The 282-nt window shown below is 35.1% G+C and carries 1 pseudogene; it reads left to right on the top strand.

The features are described from left to right. A pseudogene (locus tag LG649_RS16180) lies at window positions 1-282 on the top strand (polyribonucleotide nucleotidyltransferase); the annotation flags it as partial.

The following is a 282-nucleotide window of genomic DNA, read 5'->3' as shown; positions in this document are numbered from 1 at the left end:
TAAAGTGCATGCTGTTGCTAAAGCAGGATCGTCTAAACATGAAAGAGGTGCTGCATTCGCTGAAATAAAAGAAGAAATTATTGCTAGTTTTTCTGAAGAAGAAATTGAAGATTACGGCGGATTAATTTCTAAATATTATTCTAAAGCTGAAAAAGCAGCAGTTAGAGATTTAACATTAAACGAAGGCTTACGTTTAGATGGCCGTAAAACTACAGACATTAGACCAATTTGGTGCGAGGTAGATTATTTACCATCTACACACGGTTCTTCTATTTTTACTCG

This window comes from Neotamlana laminarinivorans, assembly GCF_020523925.1.
GTDB lineage: Bacteria > Bacteroidota > Bacteroidia > Flavobacteriales > Flavobacteriaceae > Neotamlana > Neotamlana laminarinivorans.
Note: the sequence above shows the minus strand (reverse complement) of the source record. Positions and strands in the feature narration are given on the sequence as shown.